Annotated in this window: 17 protein-coding genes, 3 tRNA genes and 1 pseudogene; 1 reads left to right on the forward strand and 20 read right to left on the reverse strand. The window is 41.1% G+C overall.

Translation table 11 applies throughout. The features are described 5' to 3' along the window. The first annotated feature begins 43 nt into the window (after positions 1 to 43). Positions 44 to 1,063, forward strand: coding sequence for a GBS Bsp-like repeat-containing protein (locus WKT08_RS09530; protein WP_049473296.1), 1,020 nt, complete (start codon positions 44 to 46; stop codon positions 1,061 to 1,063). A 54-nt stretch (positions 1,064 to 1,117) separates the two neighbouring features. Here the strand turns inward: WKT08_RS09530 and purH are convergent, their stop codons facing one another. The 20 genes and pseudogenes from purH to WKT08_RS09630 all read right to left on the reverse strand — a co-directional run bounded on the left by purH (position 1,118) and on the right by WKT08_RS09630 (position 20,858). Beyond that, positions 1,118 to 2,665 (reverse strand): bifunctional phosphoribosylaminoimidazolecarboxamide formyltransferase/IMP cyclohydrolase, encoded by a 1,548-nt coding sequence (purH, locus tag WKT08_RS09535; protein ID WP_340281698.1) that lies wholly within the window; start codon positions 2,663 to 2,665, stop codon positions 1,118 to 1,120. A gap of 1,000 nt (positions 2,666 to 3,665) precedes the next feature. Continuing rightward, a pseudogene (gene purN / locus WKT08_RS09540) lies at positions 3,666 to 4,217 on the reverse strand (phosphoribosylglycinamide formyltransferase); the annotation flags it as partial. Continuing rightward, positions 4,217 to 5,239 (reverse strand): phosphoribosylformylglycinamidine cyclo-ligase, encoded by a 1,023-nt coding sequence (purM, locus tag WKT08_RS09545; protein ID WP_340281727.1) that lies wholly within the window; start codon positions 5,237 to 5,239, stop codon positions 4,217 to 4,219. The pseudogene purN and the gene purM, both read right to left, overlap by 1 nt. A 29-nt stretch (positions 5,240 to 5,268) precedes the next feature. After that, positions 5,269 to 6,708: an amidophosphoribosyltransferase gene (gene purF, locus WKT08_RS09550; RefSeq protein WP_003009289.1), complete on the reverse strand. Its 1,440-nt coding sequence runs from the start codon at positions 6,706 to 6,708 to the stop codon at positions 5,269 to 5,271. A gap of 12 nt (positions 6,709 to 6,720) precedes the next feature. After that, positions 6,721 to 10,446, reverse strand: coding sequence for a phosphoribosylformylglycinamidine synthase (locus WKT08_RS09555; protein WP_340281702.1), 3,726 nt, complete (start codon positions 10,444 to 10,446; stop codon positions 6,721 to 6,723). Between the two features lie 63 nt (positions 10,447 to 10,509). Continuing rightward, the gene (gene purC / locus WKT08_RS09560) at positions 10,510 to 11,217 is read right to left on the reverse strand and encodes a phosphoribosylaminoimidazolesuccinocarboxamide synthase (RefSeq protein WP_340281705.1); all 708 of its coding nucleotides are present in this window, start codon (positions 11,215 to 11,217) and stop codon (positions 10,510 to 10,512) included. 150 nt (positions 11,218 to 11,367) lie between these two features. Then, the gene (locus tag WKT08_RS09565; protein WP_024054589.1) at positions 11,368 to 11,616 is read right to left on the reverse strand and encodes an acyl carrier protein; all 249 of its coding nucleotides are present in this window, start codon (positions 11,614 to 11,616) and stop codon (positions 11,368 to 11,370) included. 3 nt (positions 11,617 to 11,619) lie between these two features. After that, positions 11,620 to 12,615 (reverse strand): phosphate acyltransferase PlsX, encoded by a 996-nt coding sequence (plsX, locus tag WKT08_RS09570; RefSeq protein WP_340281709.1) that lies wholly within the window; start codon positions 12,613 to 12,615, stop codon positions 11,620 to 11,622. After that, a complete protein-coding gene (gene recO / locus WKT08_RS09575; RefSeq protein ID WP_045760082.1) occupies positions 12,612 to 13,391 on the reverse strand; it encodes a DNA repair protein RecO in 780 nt (259 codons plus the stop codon). Before recO ends, plsX begins: the two co-directional genes overlap by 4 nt. Beyond that, a complete protein-coding gene (locus tag WKT08_RS09580) occupies positions 13,375 to 14,556 on the reverse strand; it encodes a pyridoxal phosphate-dependent aminotransferase (RefSeq protein WP_340281712.1) in 1,182 nt (393 codons plus the stop codon). The genes recO and WKT08_RS09580 overlap by 17 nt, the downstream gene beginning before the upstream one ends. A 155-nt stretch (positions 14,557 to 14,711) precedes the next feature. After that, positions 14,712 to 15,560 (reverse strand): class B sortase, LPKTxAVK-specific, encoded by an 849-nt coding sequence (srtB, locus tag WKT08_RS09585; protein ID WP_340281714.1) that lies wholly within the window; start codon positions 15,558 to 15,560, stop codon positions 14,712 to 14,714. Positions 15,561 to 15,648: 88 nt separating this feature from the next. Continuing rightward, positions 15,649 to 16,275: an amylase-binding adhesin AbpA gene (abpA, locus tag WKT08_RS09590; RefSeq protein ID WP_340281716.1), complete on the reverse strand. Its 627-nt coding sequence runs from the start codon at positions 16,273 to 16,275 to the stop codon at positions 15,649 to 15,651. A gap of 251 nt (positions 16,276 to 16,526) precedes the next feature. Next, entirely contained in the window at positions 16,527 to 16,667 is a 141-nt protein-coding gene (locus tag WKT08_RS09595; protein ID WP_340281718.1) for a hypothetical protein, read from the reverse strand. Positions 16,668 to 16,716: 49 nt separating this feature from the next. Then, the gene (locus tag WKT08_RS09600; protein ID WP_118398225.1) at positions 16,717 to 17,691 is read right to left on the reverse strand and encodes a ribose-phosphate diphosphokinase; all 975 of its coding nucleotides are present in this window, start codon (positions 17,689 to 17,691) and stop codon (positions 16,717 to 16,719) included. A 179-nt stretch (positions 17,692 to 17,870) separates the two neighbouring features. Next, the gene (pcsB, locus tag WKT08_RS09605) at positions 17,871 to 19,112 is read right to left on the reverse strand and encodes a peptidoglycan hydrolase PcsB (RefSeq protein WP_340281721.1); all 1,242 of its coding nucleotides are present in this window, start codon (positions 19,110 to 19,112) and stop codon (positions 17,871 to 17,873) included. Positions 19,113 to 19,205: 93 nt separating this feature from the next. Continuing rightward, complete coding sequence (gene mreD, locus WKT08_RS09610; protein WP_037608210.1) at positions 19,206 to 19,706, reverse strand: rod shape-determining protein MreD; 501 nt, start codon at positions 19,704 to 19,706, stop codon at positions 19,206 to 19,208. Position 19,707: 1 nt separating this feature from the next. After that, positions 19,708 to 20,526, reverse strand: a complete 819-nt coding sequence (gene mreC, locus WKT08_RS09615; protein ID WP_340281724.1) for a rod shape-determining protein MreC — start codon at positions 20,524 to 20,526, stop codon at positions 19,708 to 19,710. Between the two features lie 62 nt (positions 20,527 to 20,588). Continuing rightward, positions 20,589 to 20,676: transfer RNA gene (locus WKT08_RS09620), tRNA-Ser, on the reverse strand. A gap of 4 nt (positions 20,677 to 20,680) precedes the next feature. Next, positions 20,681 to 20,754 (reverse strand) — tRNA-Ile (locus WKT08_RS09625). A gap of 33 nt (positions 20,755 to 20,787) precedes the next feature. Then, a tRNA-Gly gene (locus WKT08_RS09630) sits at positions 20,788 to 20,858 on the reverse strand. Positions 20,859 to 20,873: the final 15 nt, after the last annotated feature.

Below are 20,873 nucleotides of genomic sequence, written 5' to 3' on the forward strand. Positions count from 1 at the left end.
GAATAGTATAGGTGAGACCTACTAATTGACGAAAAGGAGTATTATGCAAACGATCAAAAAATTTGTTGTACTGACTTGTGCGACATGGGGGATGCAAGCCTCTATTGCCCATGCAGATCAAGCGACCAATGCTATCTATGCCGAAAAAGGGCAGCTAGTGATTCATCTTGGAAACGTCCCGGATAAGTATCAAAAGATCCAAGTTCCCGTCTGGTCTGACCAAAATGGTCAAGATGACCTGATTTGGTATCCTGTGGAACGCAGTGACAAGGGATTTGACCTACAAGTGCCATTGACCAACCATTCTGATCAAGCCGGACTTTATCATGTCCATGTCTATGGGGTGGAGGCAAATGAGCAGCTAACCGGACTTTACCCTCTCACGACCAGAGTCCAGCAAAAAGACCTGGCTTCCTCCCAACCCAAGATTACGATCACACCCATCTCCTCACAAGAATTTGAGGTAGACCTAAAGTTGTTTGAAGACGTTGACGAGATTGTCTTCCCCATCTGGTCTGAAGAAAATGGGCAGGATGATCTGGTCTGGTATCCCGCAAAGAAGATAGCACCTGGACATTTCCAACTGCGCTTTCAGGCTCAAAAACACAAGGGAAATGGGCTATTTCATCTCCACGTCTATCAGAAAAGCCAAGGACAACTAAAAGGGCTATTCCCCACTACCTTTCAAGTAGAAAAAGCAAAGCCAAAGCTCACTCCACTCGCAACACACCCGGGAAATACCTACCCCATCGGTGAGTGTACCTGGGGAGCGAAAGAATTAGCCCCTTGGGCCCACAACTGGTGGGGAAATGGCGGCATGTGGGCAGCTAGTGCACGCGCTGCTGGATTCCGGACAGGAGACACTCCAGAGGTCGGTGCCATCGCCTGTTGGGATGATGGGGGATATGGGCACGTCGCCTTGGTTACGGATGTCGAACATGACCAAAAAATTCAGATCCAAGAGGCTAACTACAACGGCCATCGCTATATCGACAACTTCCGCGGTTGGTTCGATCCAACTAACCCCATCTGGGGAACCGTCACCTATATCTACCCCTATTAAGGTCTTCTTAACCAGCAGAAAAGACACTCATCGTTGAATGAGTGCCTTTTTTGATTAATGTCTGAAATGTCTCACGCCTGTGAAGATCATGGTCAAGCCGTATTTATCAGCCGCTTCAATTGACTCTTTGTCACGGACTGATCCACCTGGTTGGATGATCGCTTTAATCCCTGCTTTGGCAATTTCTTCCACATTATCTGCAAATGGGAAGAAGGCATCTGAAGCAAGAACAGCACCATCAAGACGGTCTTTAGCTTGGTCAATAGCAATACGAACTGAAGCCACACGGTTAGTTTGACCAGGGCCAACACCAAGTGTCATATGGTCATTGGTCACGATGATCCCATTTGATTTGACGTACTTGATCGCTTTCCAAGCAAACTCAAGAGCTGTCGCTTCTGTCTCCGTTGGTTGGCGTTTCGTCACCACTTGCCAGTCAGCTGGGCTTTCTTTCACCACGTCTTGGTTTTGAACGAGGAGACCACCAACAACACCAGTGTATTCTGCTTCCACTTCACTAGCATCTTGAGCGTCAAATGGCAATTCAAGGATCCGCAAGTTTTTCTTCTTGGTTGTCAAGATTTCAAGCGCTTCATCTGTATAGCTTGGTGCAATGATGATTTCGAGGAAAACACCGTGCATTTTTTGAGCTGTCGCAGCGTCTACCTCACGGTTGAGAACGACGATTCCACCAAAAATGGAGACTGGGTCAGACTCATAAGCGTAGTCCCAAGCAGTTTCAATATCGTCAGCTTGACCAATCCCACATGGATTCATGTGTTTCAGGGCCACAACGGTTGGACGGTCTTTGAAATCACGGATGATCCGGATAGCGGCATCAGCATCACGGATATTGTTGAAGGACAATTCTTTACCGTTCAGCTGTTTAGCGGATGCAATGGAGTAAGCCGTTGGCAAAGCTTTTTGGTAGAAGTCTGCGTCTTGTTGAGGGTTTTCCCCGTAACGCATTGGTTGCTTAAGGTCATAGGTCAAAGTGAGTTTTTCAGGTTTTTCTTCACCCACTTGAGCAGTGAAATATTCTGCGATCAAAGCATCATAGGCTGCCGTGTGACGGAATACTTTTGCTGCCAAACGTTGGCGAGTCTCATAAGAGGTTTCGCCGTTGGCTGCCAATTCGTCAAGCACAACAGCATAGTCAGCAGGATCTACCACAACTGTTACGCTAGCGTGGTTTTTCGCTGCTGAACGAAGCATGGATGGTCCACCGATATCAATGTTCTCCACCGCGTCAGCGTAAGTCACATCTGGTTTAAGAATCGTTTCCTTGAATGGGTAAAGGTTGACCACAACAAGGTCGATTAATTCAATCTTGTTGTCCTTAGCAGCCTCTAGGTGACTATCGAGGTCACGACGAGCAAGAAGACCACCGTGGATATTTGGGTGGAGAGTCTTCACACGACCGTCCATCATTTCTGGGAAACCAGTCACATCATCGATGGCAATCGTGTCTACCCCAGCATTATCAAGGGCAACTTTGGTACCACCTGTTGAGATGATATCCCAACCAAGTTTCTTGAGTTCTTGGGCAAATTCAACAATGCCCGCTTTATCTGAAACACTAATTAGTGCGCGTTTAGTCATTTGTTCTCCTTACTTATTTGAATAGACTGAGGAAACCTGAGTTAAATTCATCTTCTCTTATCTTTCGTCTAGCTTTTAGAATATTATTTCTTGATAAGACTGCATTTTGACTTGAAAACTCATAAAAATAATCTATTAATTCACTATTTTCAATATCAAAAGGCTCACTCATTCCAAATTCTGAATTAATAAATATATTAATTCTTTCAAACCATTCTTTTCTACTTCTAAAAACAAAAACTGGTTTTTCTCCACCATTCTTCAAATAATTTGAAATTCGTTTCAAAATAATACTCACTGTGAAGTTCGTAAATTTTTCATCAACATCCGATAATTTAATATCTTTCTTATTCAGCGAAGCAAAAGGAACCAATTCTAAATTACATATATCTAACTTTAGGTACTTTTCTTTATTTTCCCAATCTAAGTTTTCTACCAAGAAAGCAACAGCTTTATCTACCAATAAATTCTCAGGCCTATTTTTACCTAATAATTCTGCATAATATTTTCTAATATAATAACACTCCGAATTAATAAACTGTTTTAGTTCTTTAAAATTTGGTCTCTTTTCAAAATTATTATAGATTATCTTAATTTCTTGATCGATTATATTCTCATTCTGCACAATTTTCTTAATTACATCATCTTCTTTCCATGTCTCACTACCCTGAAACATTCGTTTAATGTACTTTTCTTTTTGTGCAAATTTAATAAAACTATTAAAATTAATTTTATCCAAATCCCAAACAGCCTTAGCAACCCCAGGATTAAACAAACAAATATATAAATTCGCGTTTTCATAATCTCCTTGAACATGTGTAGGGATTATGTATCTTGTTGCAGGTTTGTATTTTTTTCTATTAGGTTCAATCCAAGAAAATTCATTATTCGGTTTTGTTAAACATTCAAGAAATTCATTAATCAACCTTATACCTTTATTATTTTTCCATGGATTATATTGATCTACAGTTCTATCCCAATTTTTTAACTTATATTCAAACTTCCTCTCCACTCCCAAATGTTCCAAGACTTCTGGATAGAGCTTGTACTCTGTTTCGTGGATACGAGTCTCGAAAGTATCAAGGGTATCATTCTCTAGACGTGGCACACGGACTTGTTTGATAACCTTACCAGTATCAACGCCAGAATCCACCCAATGAATAGTCACGCCAGACTGGTCAACGCCTGCATTCCAAGCATCCTCAATACCATGAGCTCCTGGGAATTCAGGGAGATAAGCCGGATGAATATTGATGATACGGCCTTCATAAGCTGCTAGCAAGGTGGGGCCGACGATTTTCATGTAGCCTGCGAGACAAACCAAGTCAATCTTGTGTTCATCCAAAAGTTCGACAATGGCTCCTTCATAGTCTGCCTTGTTTTCAAATTCCTTGAGTTCAAAAGCGTAGGATAATACCCCAAGCTTTTCGGCACGCTCTAAGACATAGGCATCCCGGTGATCTGAAAAAACAAATTCTACTGGAAATTGTTCCGCAATCACCTGAAAGTTTGAGCCGTTCCCAGAGGCAAAAACAGCAATTTTTTTAGCCATTATTTAATCACCACACTTGCATCTGTCTTCTTCACAATACGACCAATTTCATAAACAGGTTCGTCAAGAAGTTCTTTGACACGTTCCACATTCTCTGGTTTAACCGCAAGCATGAGACCAATACCCATGTTGAAGATTTCAAACATTTCTTCGTGTTTGATTTGGCCATATTTTTCAAGGGCTTTGAAAATTGGAAGGACTGGTACTTTGCTTTCGTCAATTTCAGCAGCCAAGTCATCCGCAAACATACGTGGTACATTTTCGATGAAACCACCACCCGTGATGTGGGCAATCCCATTCACCAATTCTTCTTTGATGAGTGGCAAAGCTGCTTTGACGTAGATACGAGTTGGTTCCAAAAGGACGTCTTTAAGTTTCTCCCCTTCCAATTCTGGGAGAACTTCTTCCCCTGTGTAATCAGCAAAGACACGACGAACAAGTGAGTAACCATTTGAATGGATACCGCTTGAAGCAAGCCCCAGGATCACATCGCCTGCAGTTACTTTTGAACCATCGATGATTTGAGATTTTTCTGCAACACCGACAGCAAATCCAGCCAAATCATAATCATCTTCACCGTACATACCAGGCATTTCAGCTGTTTCCCCACCGATAAGGGCGGCACCTGCTTGCACACAACCTTCTGCAACACCTGCAACGACTTGCTCTAATTTAGCAGGTTCATTTTTACCTGTTGCAATATAGTCGAGGAAGTAGAGGGGTTCAGCACCTGCAGCGATAATATCGTTAACACACATAGCTACACAGTCTTGACCAATGGTATCGTGTTTGTCGTACTTGATAGCCAGCATAAGCTTTGTTCCAACACCATCTGTACCTGAGATCAAAACTGGCTCTTTGACACCTATTTTTGAAAGGTCGAACATGCCACCAAAACCACCAAGAGCTCCCATAACACCTGCGCGCTCCGTACGTGCCACGTGTTTTTTGATGCGTTCAACAACTTCATAACCCGCTTCAACGTCCACACCCGATTGGGCATAAGCATTTTTAGACATAATTTTTTCCTCTTTTTTCTTCTGCACTGATCTTAATAGAAAGAAGTATGTTCTTTCAAACTTTCCACATAGCGTTCTTCGTAGTCATACAAAGGTGTTGGATATTTTCCATCAAAGTAAGCCACACAAAGACCGCCATTTGGGGCATCTGTATCGATTCCAATAGAATCAATCAAGCCATCGATTGACAAATACGTCAAGCTATCTGCACCAATGATATCGCGTGTTTCCTCTACTGTATGATTGGCAGCAATCAATTCCTTACGTGTTTGAATATCGATCCCGTAGAAACATGGGTAGGCAAGGGCTGGGCTACCGATTGCTACGTGGACCTCTGTAGCTCCTGCTTCTTTCAATAACTTCACAATTCGACGTGATGTTGTCCCACGTACGATAGAATCATCAATCATGACAACCCGTTTGCCTTTCACGACACCGGATACGGCAGAGAGCTTCATCCGAACCCCTTGCTCCCGTAGTTCTTGTGTTGGTTGAATAAAGGTCCGTTGGGTATATTGGTTTTTAATCAAGCCCATTTCATTTGGTAGGCCGGATTCTTCCGCAAATCCCATAGCTGCGCTAAGTGAAGAGTTCGGTACACCGACCACAATATCTGCTTCATGTTTGAATTCACGTGCCAATTGAGCCCCCATACGTTTACGAGCTGTATGGACATTGACCCCTTGAATATTGGAGTCCGGGCGGGCAAAGTAGATATACTCCATTGAGCAAACAGCCAATTGGGTGTCCGTTGTATAGTTATCGTAAGTGATGCCGTTATCATCGATGATCACGACTTCACCCGGATTTACATCCCGAATCCACTCTGCTCCAACCACTTCAAAGGCACAGGTTTCAGATGAAACCACGATAGCTCCGTTGGCCATTTTCCCAATCGAAAGAGGACGGAAACCATTTGGATCCAAGGCTGCAATCAGCTTATCTTCCAGCATGAGAAGGTAAGCAAATCCACCTTTCACCGTATTCAAGGCTTCTTTCACCTTACCCATGAAAGAAGGGTTGTGGCTCCGACGAATCAAGTGAGCCAAGATTTCTGAATCAGAAGTTGAGCTAAAGATCGCTCCGTTATTTTCCAACTCCCGTTTGAGGGACTTAGCATTGGTCAAATTCCCGTTGTGGGCCAGTCCAAACTGGGTATCATGAAAGCGAAAGAGGAAGGGCTGGATGTTATCCACCGAAGCTTCCCCAGCTGTCGCATAGCGAACATGGCCAATCGCTCCCGTTCCTGTTAACTTATCCAAGTTAGCAGGATTTCGAAATACTTCTGAGAGAAGACCCGTATCACGATACCGTTTTAGTTGACCCGCATCATTCGAAAGGATCCCCGCCCCTTCTTGACCACGGTGTTGAAGACTGTGTAATCCAAAATAAGTCAGTTTTGCAGCATCTGGGTGTCCCCAGATCCCAAAAATACCACATTCTTCATTAAGAGATTTAACTTCGTATGTCATTTTGTATACCTTTTATTTTCCAGTAAAGTATTTAACCGCTGATGCAAAGAGATGTTGATCTTTATTTCCTGGAATATTTTGGAAGAGACCGTCTTCGAATCGTTCTGAGTGACCCATCTTACCAATAATTTGACCATTCTTACTTGTAATACCTTCGATCGCATTGACAGAACCATTTGGATTGTATTTTGAATCCATGCTTGGTTTCCCTTCGAAGTCAACATATTGGGTAAAGATTTGACCATTGTCACGAAGCTCTGCAAATTCCTCAGCTGTCACGACAAATTTACCTTCACCGTGTGATACTGGGATGGCATGGATGTCACCAACTTCTACTCCGGCAAGCCATGGTGAGTTGGTGTTGGCAATACGTGTTTCAACCATCTTAGCCACGTGTTGGTTGGCATCATTGTAGAAGAGGGTTGGACTCGTGCTGCTTGCATCTTCAAAGTTACCGTATGGAAGAAGACCTGATTTAACAAGGGCTTGGAATCCGTTACAGATACCAATAATCAAACCACCACGTTCGATGAAGTGATCGATAGCTGCACGCACTTTTTCATTGAGCAAGATGTTTACGATGAATTTAGCTGATCCATCTGGTTCATCCGCTGCTGAGAAGCCACCTGCAAAGAAGATAATATTAGCTTTTTCGATGTTGTCAACCATGGTGTCAACAGACTTGACAATCGCTTCTTCATTCAGTGTGACAAATGGTACCAGGTTAACTTTGGCACCTTCTTTTTCGAAGGCCTTAGCGGAGTCATATTCTGAGTTAGTACCTGGGAATACTGGGATGTAAACCACTGGTGTATCAACTGTTTCTTTAGCTTTGATCACAGCATCTGATGCCACAGCTGGTACTTCTTCCAACTCAGTTGCCTGTGCAAATTCCGTTGGGTAAACTTCTTCCAATTTACCTTGGAAAGCACTGTCAAGTTTGTGTCCATCAAGCGTTACACCATTGACAGTAAGTGTAAAGTCAGCTACTGTTTGTCCGATCGTAGCAACACCTGCAATTTCTTCAGGCGAAGTGAAAACGAATCCACCCAATTGGGCTGTCAAGCTAGTGTCAAGATTATCTAATTCAACATTAGCTCCGATATGGTTACCAAATGTTGCAAGGGCAAGAGCTTCAACCACACCACCATATTTAACAGCTGATGCTGCTGTCACTTTGTGGTTAGTTTGGATGGCTTCAAATTGAGCAAAGTTAGACTTGATGAGATCAAAGTCAATTTCTTGTGCCAAAGCTTGACCTGGGATGTAATATATATTTTCACCAGCAGCTTTAAATTCTGGAGAAAGAACCTTACGGCTATCCGCAGTTGTTACCCCAAAAGCAACCAAGGTTGGTGGTACTGTCAATTCTTCAAAGGTACCAGACATAGAGTCTTTTCCACCGATAGATGGCAAACCAAGTTGAATCTGAGCTTCGATTGATCCAAGGAGAGCAGCTACAGGTTGACCAAAACGCTCTGCTCGTTTATCCATACGCTCGAAGTATTCCTGATAAGAGAAACGAGCCTTAGACCAGTTTGCACCAGCAGCAACCAAACGAGCTGTGGCTTCGATGACCGCATAAGCAGCGCCATGATATGGAGACCATTCTGCTACATAAGGGTTGAATCCTTGCGCCATAACAGATGCAGTTGTTGTCACGCCATGTTGGACTGGCAATTTCTGTACAGAAGCTTCCGTTGGTGTGATTTGGTAGCGACCACCAAGTGGGTGATTGACTGTTGAACGACCAACCGAGCTATCAAAGATGGTTTGTAAACCTTTTTGACTGGCATGGTTCAGGTCAGCCAAGACTTCAAGAGTATCCGCTTCAAGGGTTTCAGCAGATGTTTGACGTTCTTCTGGAAGCTTGACATCCTTGTCAACCACCTTAGCATCTACAACCACACGTACACCGTTTGTATCAAGGAAACGACGTTCCAAATCAACGATGGTTTCACCATTCCAGTGCATGACAAGATTTGGTTTTTCAGTTACTGTTGCAACGACAACAGCATCAATATTTTCTTTGTTACATTCAGCAACGAAAGCATCTACATCTTCTGGACGAACCACTACAGCCATCCGTTCTTGAGATTCTGAGATAGCAATTTCTGTACCGTTCAAACCTTGGTATTTCAATGGCACTTTGTCTAGATCAATTTCAAGACCATCTGCCAATTCACCGATCGCCACACAGACACCACCGGCACCAAAGTCATTTGATTTCTTGATCAGACGGGTCACTTCTCCATTACGGAAAAGACGTTGAATCTTACGTTCTTCGATGGCATTTCCTTTTTGAACCTCAGCACCAGCTGTTTCAACAGATTCAACCGTTTGAACTTTAGAAGAACCTGTCGCACCACCGACACCGTCACGTCCAGTCTTACCACCAAGCAAGATAATCACATCACCTGCTTCAGGTTTTTCACGAACCACATTTTCTTTAGGAGCCGCACCGACAACTGCACCTAGCTCCATACGCTTAGCAACAAAACCTGGGTGGAAGTATTCACGAACATAAGTTGTCGCCAAACCAATTTGGTTACCGTATGAAGAATAACCGTGAGCCGCTGTTTTAGAAATCACTTGTTGTGGCAATTTACCAGCGCGAGTTTCAGCAATTGGTGTTGTAATATCACCAGCACCTGAGATACGCATGGCTTGGTAAACGTATGAACGACCTGACAATGGGTCACGAATGGCACCACCGATACAAGTAGCCGCTCCACCAAATGGTTCGATCTCCGTTGGGTGGTTGTGCGTTTCGTTCTTGAACATGAGAAGCCATGGTTCTTTGACACCATTGACATCCACTTCAATTTCAACAGAGCAGGCATTGATTTCATCAGACACTTCCATGTCATCCAAACGACCATTAGCACGCTCATAACGGCCAAAAATAGTTGCCATATCCATCAAGGTTTGAGGTTTTTCTGTACGTCCCAACTCATCACGCATGGCAATATACTTGTCATAAGTCGCTTGCAATTGTTTTTTAAATTTAGAAGCTGAGAAGTCGATGGTTTTCAACTCAGTTTCGAAAGTCGTGTGACGACAGTGGTCAGACCAGTAAGTATCCAAAACCTTAAGCTCAGTCTCAGTTGGTACACGTCCAATGGATTTGAAGTAATCTTGAATGAAGAGAAGGTCATCCACTTCCATTGCCAATCCTTGCTCAGCCTTATACTGTGCAAAATCTTCTGCCGTATACCTTTCAAAGAAATCCAAGCTTGGAATGGTCTTGTCAGACTCAGAGAAATCCTGTTTCGCAATGCCAACAGTGATATCTTTGAAACGAGAATCCACTGGGTTCAAAAGGTAGTTTTTAACAGCTTCCAACTCATTCGCATCGATATCCTTGTTAACCAAGTACAATTGCGCTGTATTCACTGTTACGTCATTTGAACTACCCAACAACAGCAAAGCTTCTTGTGAAGATGCCGCACGTTGGTCAAATTGACCAGGTAAGCTTTCGATCGCAAAGAAAGCATATTTCTCAAGATCAGTCTGAACCGTAGCTTCATCCAAAACAGTATCGGTCACTTGCTCAGAGAAGATGTGTTTTTCCGCACGCGCAAACAAGTCCTCTGCCAAACCAAAAACATCGTAAACCTGAACAATCCGAAGATCCTTCAATGTTTTCAACTGAAGATTATGCTGCAATTCTTTTACTAAAGAGTCTGATTTTACACGAAAATCAGCTTTTTTCTCAACGAAAATACGTTTATCCATTTTATTTCCTTTATTTCTATTCAAACATGTTATCGAAGACGAAGGTTTTCCGTTTCAAACAGGTTACTTCAAGCCCTGTAATTTCTCCAACACAACCTGATATACATCCGTTAAACTGCCCAAATCTCTACGAAAAACATCCTTGTCCATATGGTGCCCTTCAGCATCCCAAAGGCGGCAGTTATCTGGAGAGAATTCATCTGCCAAGATGATCTTGCCATCCTTATCAAAACCAAATTCCAATTTGAAGTCAATCAAGCGAAGACCAATTTGTGCAAACCAATCTTTCAGCAATTCATTGATACGACGTGTTTCTTCCTTGATATAAGCAATTTGCTCATCATTGGCAATATCCAAAAACTTGACATGTTCATCATTGATGAATGGATCGTCCAACTCATCGTTCTTGTAGTAAAATTCAACGATTGGAGTTTTCAATTCCAAACCTTCTTCCACGCCAAAACGTTTAGAAAAGGAACCCGCAGTCACGTTGCGAAGAACAACTTCCAAAGGAATAATTTTTACTTTCTTGTTGAGTTGTTCTGTGTCAGAAATACGTTTTATAAAGTGCGTCGCAACACCCGCAGCATTCAATTTTTCAAAAATAAGAGACGAAATCTGATTATTTAGCACACCTTTTCCTTTAATCGTCTCTTTACGAGCCCCATTTAGCATGGTTGCTTGGTCCTTATAGACCGACTTAATCACATGTTCGTCCTCAGTAGTATAGATATCCTTAGCTTTTCCAGTATAAATCAGTTGATTGGTCATGACTTTGTTCGCCTTTCGTATTTTATCACCTTCATTCTATCACATACAAAGTGTATTTTCAATAAAATTCCGTACAATATAAGCAGAATCCGAATAAAAAGGACAGAAAAAAAGACCCTCCAGAATAATCTCTGAACGATCCCTTTTTCATTAGTGACCAGCAGTTCGTTTTTCGATATAGTCGACAACATCCCCTACTGTGTTAAATTCATCAATAGCCTTGTCCGGAATCTCAATTTGGTATTCATCCTCAAGATTGATAATAAATTCCATCAATTCAACAGAGTCTGCTTGTAAATCCTTACGTAAGTCAGATTCCAAAGATACTTGAAAATCTGGTCCCTTGCGATCTTTGAGAAATTCCTCAATTGTAGCTAAAATTTCGTTTTGTTTACTCATACATTACCCTTCCTTCGATAATTCCTTCACTGATTTTCCAACAACATCTGTCTCTAACATGGTCCGAATCTGACGAATCGTGCTATAGACAGCTTTGGCATCACTCGAACCATGCGTTTTAACAACAGGTGCTTGAAGACCAAACAAGACCGCTCCTCCAACATCTGAGAAATCCAAGGTTTGCTTCAATGATTTCAAACGGTCCTTGAGCAGAAATGCTCCCAATTTCGCCTTCCAGTTTCCAGTGGCAATCGCTTGTTTCAATTGCTTCAAGATCCCAAAAGCCGTTCCTTCCATCGTTTTCAAGACAGCGTTTCCTGTAAAACCATCCGCCACAACGACATCAGCAACACCATTCATCAAGTCACGCGCTTCCACGTTCCCAACAAAATGAATCGACTCATCCTCAGATAACAGTTGGTAGGTTTCCTTGCGCAAAGGATCTCCCTTACTAGCTTCTGTCCCATTATTCAATAGACCCACGCGTGGTTTTTGAATCCCACGAACATTTTCAGCATAGTAGGATCCCATCACAGCATACTGATGCAAGTGCTCTGGTGTATTTTCCGCATTGGCCCCTAAGTCTAACATATCATAGCCACGACCATCAACCGTTGGAAGTGTCGACATCAAGCCAGGGCGTTCCACCCCTTTGATGCGGCCAACGATAAAGAAACCAGCTGCCAATAGCGCACCTGTATTTCCCGCAGATAGCATGGCATCGACCTCACCATCCTTCACATCCTTGGCAGCTAAGACCATCGAAGCCTGTTTTTTCCGACGAATAGCCCGCGTTGGCTCATCATCTGAATCGATTTTTTCTTCCGTATGCACAATCGATACACGTTCTGTTGCGGTTAAATATTCTTTGATTTTTGCCTCATCGCCATACAAGACAATCTCAATATCATCAAAATCACGAATGGCTTGATTCACACCTTCTACCAAGGCTTGAGGTGCATTATCGCCCCCCATTGCATCTACTGCAATTTTTTTCATGTTTCACCTCCAGATGAATCTTTCATAATCGCTCCCCAATCACTCAAGGAATCGATAAACTTTTTAGCTTTTAAATGAATCCCTACATACTCCTCATACAACTGATCAATTGCCTGACGCAGAGCTGCTTTCATCTCCGCTTGTAGAGAAATCGTCTCTAACTCACTGAATCGTACTGCTTGAAACTGATCCAATAAATAGAGAACATTCGGATGCCAGTGGGCTCGTCTCTCATCCTGATCATAGTGATCCGGACAAAGGACCCCACTATACCGAAAAGAGTAATCAAAAGGAAGTCCAACCCGATGACAGAAACAGCATTCATGCAGATTCAAGATAACTCCAAATCGTGATAGAATCTGAATCTCAAAAATATTGGTCAAAACCTCATAATCCAGTCCCTCTTCCATCAAAGACAAGGTCTTTTCCAAAAAAGCAAACAGGGCCGGATCCACCTGATTATCCTGAATACTTGCATCCGCAAGCGCCAGAACATAGGTCGCATAAGAAAGGGCAAAAAGATCTGCATTGATTTTCTTATAAACCTGCACATCTTGAAAATCATCAATATAACTCAACCCATCATCATTGATTTTCAACAACATATCTGCCGTTACCAAAGGTTGCAACATGGGATTCAACCGTGATTTTCCCGCATGTTTCACAAAAAACATCCGCTTCCCTGACTTCTCTGTGAAGATTTTGACCAGCTTGTCATCCTCACGAAACTCCCGATTATACAGCACAATGCCCCGGGTCTCAATTGACTCCAGCATGTTCTTCCATATACTCCTTCAAGCGTTTCATAGCTTCCTTGATAACCTCCATGCTGGCTGCATAAGACAGGCGCACATAGCCTTCACCATATTGACCAAAAGCAGCACCAGGGATGAAAGCAACCGCTTTTTCACGCGCAAAATCTTGTAAGAAAGCAAAGGAATCCTGATTGTAACCAGCTGGGATTTTAGCAAAAATATAAAAGGCTCCATCTGGCTTAATCATCTCAAACCCAAGCGCGGACATCTCTTTAATAATATAATCCCGACGCTTCACATATTCCTGCTTCATCGGCTCTGCATCATCCCGACCAGCAGTCAAGGCCTCAATCGCAGCATACTGGTTCATCGTTCCAGCAGCCGTTACCAAATACTGATGACTCTTGATGAGTTGAGCCGTCAATACAGCCGGAGCAAAGATAAAGCCAAGTCGCCAGCCTGTCATGGCATGAGACTTAGACAAACCATTAATGACAATGGTCTGCTCAGGAATGAAGGATGCCATAGAGACATGCGCTTCTCCAGTATAAGTTAGCTCTGAATAAACTTCATCACAAATCACAAAAACTTCATATTTTTTTAGGACAGCAGCCAATTCTGCCATCTGTTCGCGCGAATAAGTGACACCCGTTGGATTAGCTGGATAATTGAGAACAACAGCCTTCAATTTTTCACCCTGCTCTAGAATCGCCTTTTCCAACTTTTCAGGCGTCAAGACAAAACGATCTGATGTCGTATCAATTTCGACAATTTCCGCCCCAACCAAATTCACAATCGGTTCATAACCAGGATAAGCTGGCGCCGGAAGAAGTACTACATCTCCAGGTTCCAAGATCGCTGTCAAGGTTGCAGATAGGGCTTCAGTCGCACCGATCGTCACCAATATCTCATCCTCAGGACGGTAGTGAATACCATATTTATCAGCCACAAATTGACTCGCAGCCTCACGCAGAGCTAGCAAACCACTCATCCCAGTGTAATGGCTAAAATTCGCATCAATGGCAGCCTTTCCTGCTTCTTTTACATGTTCAGGAGTTGTAAAATCCGGTTCCCCCAAAGTCAAACGCAAGACACCAGGAATGGAAGAAATTGATTGATCGAACTGACGAATCAAAGACACTTCAATCCGATTCAGATTTTTATTAAAACGTTTCGTTAAATCCATAGAACACCTCCAAAAACACTTATATTCATTATACTATAAATAGGACCCCATCGCAAAAGAACAAGCCAGATCCCCATCTTTTGATCATCATCAAAGGACATTTCAACAATCCTTCCATACAAAAAAGACTTAGCAATGCTAAGTCTTTCAAGACATTATTCTTGACCACGTGTTGCCACATATTTCAATTGATCTGCATGTTTCGCTACAAAATCCTTCATTTCTGAATCAGGAATTTGACGTAGGTAGAGGTTAGAACGAATCGTTTCATCCTCTTCACGACAAGTTGACAATACCAAGTATTTATCAGATGCCTTGATTTTGATATTAGGGTTCTTCGTACGAGCTGACTCATAGATATTCTTCAACTGAGTTGTGAAATCTTTATCATCTGTAAAGCTTGTACGATAGAAAGCAGTGTCCTCTGGGACAATGACCAAGCCCATTGCTTCATAATAATATTTGCGCTCAGGTGTTTCAATCACGACATATGGATGTTGGTCCAAATACTCTTGTTTATCATAGTAGTTAACATCATTAAACATGCGGTGATCTCCCACTTGGCTACCACGAGCATGACCAAACAACCAAGTCAAACGATCACTAAAGTCTTTCTTGTTGTCCATATCCATGAAGACTGTCCCCATGTATGGCTCATTCCCACCATCAAACGTCTTATTCAAATAAGTTTCATTATCAGTAGTTTGTACAACAGGTTCATCCAACTCAGTACCCGGTGCATAGACATAAGCAATTGCTTCAGGGTTAACAGCAGTTAACTGAGCAAAACGATTTTTTAGGTAATCTTTTTCTTCTTGACTAGGTTCATATTTAGTTTCTTGCTTAGTTGAACTTGTCCCAGTCGTTTTTTTAGCTGTGCTAGATGACTTGCTTCCTCCAAAAGGATTAAAGAAAATAATTCCAGCAACAAGCACAACAACTGCAACAAGAGCAGCAATCATAATACCTAATTTATTTGAACCTTTTTTTCCAGCTCTTTTCATTGATTGATCTCCTCTTGATGATTTTTTCTAAAAAATAACACTGAACCCGAAGGTCCAGTGATATTTTACGAGCTAATTAATAATCAAATTATTTAACTGCGCTTGTTTTTGGAAGAGCTTTACCAGCTTGTTTAGATCCAGCTTTACCAGCTTTACCAGCTTCTGCTGCTTTAGCTGCTGCTTCTGCTTTAGTTGCTTCTTCTTTAGATTGTTTAGCTGCTTCTTCTTTAGAAATTCCATGTTGTTTCAAGTAACGTGCGTTAGCTTGTTCTGGAGTTTCATTCAAGATATAGTAAGAACCTTGTGCCTTGTCAGCAGTGTTGTATGTTTTTTGAGATTCTTGGATTTTAGCGTTACGAGCTGCATTACGAGCATTGTTCAATGCTGCTTCATAAGCTGCTTTCTTTTCACCGTAAAGGTGTGATCCACCTTCAACAGCATCAAATGCTTCCTTAGCTTTGATTACTTCTGGGTCTTTAGATGCAATTGCATCAATATCTTCTGGGTGACCACCAACATATTCGTTAGCTTTACGACCATTTTTAAACTCAGTTTGAGCGTTGTAAGGATCGTTAACACCGCCACCAGTTACTGGTTGGTCGTATGCACCTGGTTTGTTAGCTCCACCGTTAATAGGGTTTTCATTCGCAAATGCTGGTGCTGCTGCAGCAAATACTGCAAGAGCTGCTACTGATGATAATAAAACTTTTTTCATTGTTTTATCTCCTTTTTTTCTTTTCAAAAATTATTCGTTACTTCGTAACTATGACTAGTATACTAGGATATTCTGCCTATGTCAAGACTTTTTCTTATATTTTTTTAAAAAATTTTAAGGTTTTAACCTATTTGAAAGATAAAATTACGAATTTAAGATATATAAAAATGGATGTTATATATCTTAAATTATTTCTATCAGTTATGTAACACCCTATTTTATCTATGTCAAAATTACTCTTTTTAATAGCTCTATTTTACCACTTCATTTTTAGGCAATCGTTTCTTGGGCAAACTGGGATCAGCCTTTGCTTCTAGTTCTTTAGCTGCTCGAACCAGTTTTTTCCGTTTCTTTTCTTTTTTTAGATTTTCCAACCATTTTCTGATTTCCATTTGTATATCCTCCTAAATAAAAGAGACCAGTTACCCAGCCTCCTTATTGTTAACATTTTTTGGCATTTCCGATTTCAAATAGAGGGGAAAGAGGACGATTTTCGTGAATGCGAACAATAGCCTCTGCAAGAAGTTTCGCAATCGAAATTTGCTCAATCTTATCAATCAATCGATCTTCCGGTAGATAAATCGTATCCAACACCACCAACTTCTTAATGGCTGATTTTTGGATGTTGTCCATCGCTGGTCCTGATAAAACAGGGTGAGTACAGCTCGCATAAACTTCAACAGCACCTGCTTCTGCAAGGGCATCCGCCGCATGACAGATTGTACCAGCTGTATCAATCATATCATCAATCAAAATACAAGTTTTGCCTTCAACATTTCCAATGATGTTCATGACTTCACTCGTATTCATCTTATCGACACTCCGGCGTTTATCAATAATCGCAATCGGTGTCTTCAAAAATTCAGCCAATTTCCGAGCACGAGTCACACCACCATGGTCTGGACTGACAACAACATAGTCTTTTCCAATCATCCCGCGACGTTCGAAATAGTCTGCGATCAAAGGCGCCCCCATCAAGTGGTCAACAGGAATATCAAAGAAACCTTGAATCTGAGCGGCGTGCAAATCAATTGTCAACAGACGATCAACTCCAGCAACCTCAAGCATATTAGCTACCAACTTAGAAGTGATTGGTTCACGAGCCCGAGCTTTCCGGTCTTGACGAGCATAACCGTAATACGGCATCACCACATTAATGGATTGCGCACTTGCACGTTTCAAGGCATCTACCATAATCAAAATTTCCATCAGATTATCGTTAACCGGTGAGCTAGTGGATTGCAAAATATAAACATCTTTCCCACGGATTGATTCTTCAATATTAACCTGAATTTCTCCATCAGAAAATTGACGAACCGTTGACTTTCCAAGCGGTAGTCCCATTTCTCGAGACACACGTTGAGCCAATTCTTGATTTGACGACAAAGCAAAGAGCATTAAATCAGAAAATGACATGATTTCCTCCAGTAAAATCTAAAACCATATTGTACAGTCAGCACAAATTTCTCCTGTAATCATTTTATCGCTTTTTAAGCAAATATTCAAATATTAATTTATGGAAAATACAAAATCTGGTTCTACCGACAATCTTTCAAAAAAAGAAGCAGAACAAGTGTTCTGCTTCAGTGTAATTCTTAGTTTGGATAGATATAAGTAACAGTACCTTGAGCTGTTGTTGGGTTAAACCAACCACGGTAGTTACCAATACTACGGATACCATTATAGTTAGACTCAGAGACTTGGATGCTTGTTGTAGATTGAACAGCTGTAACAACTGCTACGTGTCCATATCCACCATCATTCCAACATGCAATGGCACCAACTTGTGGTTGAGATCCTGTACGGAATCCTGCTGCTGCTGCACTTGCTGCCCATTGTCCACCATTACCCCAGTAATCACCTGCCCATGGAGCCAATGTCTTCGCACCCCATGTACACTCACCAACTGGATAAGATGATGCAGATGTACTATAAGTTGGACGAGAAGTAGTTGCTACTGGTGCTGCCACTGCTTGAGTTTGAACAGCAGGTTGAGCTGCTGCTTGAGTTTGTGCAGCCGCTGGTGTTGCAGCAGGTGTTTGAGCCGCTGCCTGAACTTGTGCTTGAAGGGTAGTATTTGCAGAAGCTTTCACAGCTGCTTGTTGTTCCTTTTGTTTTGCACGGTAAGCTGCTTCAGCTGCTGCTGCTGCCGCTGCCGCTTTTTCAGCTTCAGCTTTTTGTTGCAACAAAGCGTTCTTTTCATTTTCAGCAGATGATTTTTCAGCTGCCAAATTCAATTGTGCCACTTTCAACTCAGCTTCTTTAGTTGACAAAGCTTGCGCATCATCTTCTAATTGCTGTTTGTTTGCAATGACAGTATTGATAGCATCGTTGTTTTCTTTTTGTTTTTGTGCAATATCTTCTTTATCACGTTTTTGCTCTTGCAACATTTTGTTGTTAGCATCTGCAATTTCATTCATAGCAGAAATACGTGAGATAGCTTCTGTCAAAGATCCAGAACTAACAATCGCATTAATATAGCTTGTTGCAGTCCCAGTTGTTTGAGCACTACGTGCTTGATTTGCAAGTGATTCTTGACGAGCAACAATATTTTTTGACAACTCATCGATCTCAGCTGACAATCGTTCAGATTCTTCATTCAAACGGTCATTTTCAGCTTGAAGATTTTCTTGTTGTTTTTTAATTTCAGATACTTGACCTTGAATTTGATCTACCTGAGCTTGTGCGCTTTGTTGTTGTTGATTAATACTATTGATTTTGTTATCTTGAGCAGCAATCTTATCATCTGTTGAATCAGCTGATACACCAGCTACAACAGCACCTTGTGATAAAGCAACTGTACTCAATAAGATTGTGGCAAATAATTTTTTCTTCATTAGATAAATTTTCCCTTTCTAATAAGACACTAACTAGTATAACAAATTTTTTAAAAATTTATATTACGCTATTGTTACATTTTTATTTCGAGTTTATAAATAAATCTTTTCAAGTAAAGGCTGTAATACTATTAATAGAAGTACATTCAAAATTAAACTTGGGGAAATTTGGTAAATAATTAATGTAATCCAGTTAAATTTTATACCAATAAAAAGAATCAAAAGAAGGTTTGTTAAAATCTGAAATAATAGAATCGTTAATAAAAATGTAAAAAAACGAGTCAATCGATTGACCAAAATAATCTGATTACACCGATAAAAAATCACCTGTAGTAAAGGAAATACTAGGAAGGCAATTCCTAGGGTGTGTAAAAAATACACATCAAAACAAAAACCAAAGAAGACTCCCCACCAAATACTAGCTATCTCAGAGAAATAGAGACTCAATAACATAAAACCATATAGAAATAAAAATGAAGTAGGTTCAAAAGAGTTTGGACAGAAACGAGAAATAAGAAAAGAGATCTGTCCGTCAACAAATAAAGATAAGAATAAGATTAAAGGGAAAAAATGGTACTTACGTATGACTTTCACACTACTCTCCAATCAATAGTACATAACGATTGACATCTAAATTAGCCTTTGGTTTCACACGAATTTCTTGCCCTAACTGATCAGATGCCTTTTGAGTAGAAGTCACTGTACCAAGAGGTAAGTCACTACTCTTATATTTTCCTAAACCACTTGTTGAAACCAGAGATCCTTTTTTAATTTCAACTGGATCTCCAATTTGCAACAACCGAAACTCACCTGTCTTCTCGTCATAACCATTTAATAAAGCAAAAATAGATTGACCTTGACTCTCAATTTTAAACGTCAGGTGTTGTGAAGAAATAGTATCTTCAACTAATAATTTCACTTTGCTAGAATTTTTCTCTATACTTTCTACCACACCAATGACGCCACCAGACGAAAGAACAAACATAGAATCAGAAATTCCATCTGAACTACCTTTATCAATAACAAATTCCTGATCCCACGAACCATAATTACGGTCAATAATCTCACTAACGACTTGTTTAGAACCCGATACAGAATTCTTGATTGACATCAAATCCTTTAATTCTCTATTTTCTGATTCCAAACGGTTAAGTTTTGACTGGTCAATATCCTTTTGATAAAGACGTGATTTTAACGAACGGTTTTCATCATTTAATTCAGATAAATTCTTTAAATCCTTTGCCTTAGATTCCACAACAACAAATGGTACCGATACTGCCTTATCAACAATAGCTAATATATCAGAAAATTTTAAAACAATCGAAGTTCTAACAGAAGGAAAAAGAAATAAAATTCCTGAAACAGTTAAAACAAATACAAAACTAAAAATTTTAAAGAATCGATTCAAGAACATAGACAAAACCTTCAAAAATATAAAAAATAGTTTGAGATGACATCTCAAACTTGGAAATTATACGGAGAATGGGGGATTCGAACCCCCGCGCCGGTTACCCGACCTAACGATTTAGCAAACCGTCCTCTTCAGCCTCTTGAGTAATTCTCCAAAATGGGCACGAGTGGACTCGAACCACCGACCTCACGCTTATCAGGCGTGCGCTCTAACCACCTGAGCTACGCGCCCAAGTTAAAAACTTGGTAAAGAACCTATGTTCAAAGCGGGTGACGAGAATCGAACTCGCGACAACAGCTTGGAAGGCTGTAGTTTTACCACTAAACTACACCCGCTTATTATTAAAAGAA

The organism is Streptococcus sp. HCA-5024 (genome assembly GCF_037890265.1).
GTDB lineage: Bacteria > Bacillota > Bacilli > Lactobacillales > Streptococcaceae > Streptococcus > Streptococcus lingualis.

Coding starts and splice junctions, on each gene's coding strand:
- WKT08_RS09565 (WP_024054589.1), bottom strand. CDS start 11,616: ATGAGTAAACAAAACGAAATTTTAGCTACAATTGAGGAATTTCTCAAA.
- abpA (WP_340281716.1), bottom strand. CDS start 16,275: ATGAAAAAAGTTTTATTATCATCAGTAGCAGCTCTTGCAGTATTTGCT.
- plsX (WP_340281709.1), bottom strand. CDS start 12,615: ATGAAAAAAATTGCAGTAGATGCAATGGGGGGCGATAATGCACCTCAA.
- mreC (WP_340281724.1), bottom strand. CDS start 20,526: ATGTTCTTGAATCGATTCTTTAAAATTTTTAGTTTTGTATTTGTTTTA.
- WKT08_RS09555 (WP_340281702.1), bottom strand. CDS start 10,446: ATGGATAAACGTATTTTCGTTGAGAAAAAAGCTGATTTTCGTGTAAAA.
- recO (WP_045760082.1), bottom strand. CDS start 13,391: ATGCTGGAGTCAATTGAGACCCGGGGCATTGTGCTGTATAATCGGGAG.
- WKT08_RS09600 (WP_118398225.1), bottom strand. CDS start 17,691: ATGTCATTTTCTGATTTAATGCTCTTTGCTTTGTCGTCAAATCAAGAA.
- purC (WP_340281705.1), bottom strand. CDS start 11,217: ATGACCAATCAACTGATTTATACTGGAAAAGCTAAGGATATCTATACT.
- purF (WP_003009289.1), bottom strand. CDS start 6,708: ATGACATACGAAGTTAAATCTCTTAATGAAGAATGTGGTATTTTTGGG.
- purH (WP_340281698.1), bottom strand. CDS start 2,665: ATGACTAAACGCGCACTAATTAGTGTTTCAGATAAAGCGGGCATTGTT.
- WKT08_RS09595 (WP_340281718.1), bottom strand. CDS start 16,667: ATGGAAATCAGAAAATGGTTGGAAAATCTAAAAAAAGAAAAGAAACGG.
- WKT08_RS09580 (WP_340281712.1), bottom strand. CDS start 14,556: ATGGATTTAACGAAACGTTTTAATAAAAATCTGAATCGGATTGAAGTG.
- srtB (WP_340281714.1), bottom strand. CDS start 15,560: ATGAAAAGAGCTGGAAAAAAAGGTTCAAATAAATTAGGTATTATGATT.
- WKT08_RS09530 (WP_049473296.1), top strand. CDS start 44: ATGCAAACGATCAAAAAATTTGTTGTACTGACTTGTGCGACATGGGGG.
- pcsB (WP_340281721.1), bottom strand. CDS start 19,112: ATGAAGAAAAAATTATTTGCCACAATCTTATTGAGTACAGTTGCTTTA.